The sequence below is a fragment of the Nocardia cyriacigeorgica genome, from assembly GCF_010858045.1.
Taxonomy (GTDB): Bacteria; Actinomycetota; Actinomycetes; order Mycobacteriales; family Mycobacteriaceae; genus Nocardia; species Nocardia cyriacigeorgica_E.
On sequence record NZ_JAAGVC010000187.1, the window covers coordinates 1 to 348 of the forward strand.

Here is a 348-nt window from a genome sequence, read left to right on the forward strand (position 1 = left end):
CAGCACCACGCTGCCGGGCTCGGACGCACCGGCGACCCACGCCGGCGGCGACCACCATCACGGTGGTTCGGCGGCCATGCCCATCGGTGACACCGGCGACCGGGTCGCGCAGCTCGATCGAGTGGTCGAGGCGGCACGTGCGGCGGGGATCGACCAGCCGGTCGAGATCGCGATTCCCGCCGACGACTCCACGGCATTCTCGATCAAAGAACGGCGCATGCCGGGGACGTACTCGGTCGACGCCGTAGCGGTCGACGGCGCCACCGGTTCGATCACCGCACGGCTGCCCTACGCCGACTGGCCGCTCATGGCGAAGCTGTCGAACTGGGGCATCCAGTTCCATATGGG

At 69.8% G+C, this 348-nt stretch carries 1 pseudogene; it reads left to right on the forward strand.

Features of this window, described 5'->3' with window-relative positions:
• A pseudogene (locus GV790_RS29295) lies at positions 1-348 on the forward strand (PepSY domain-containing protein); the annotation flags it as partial.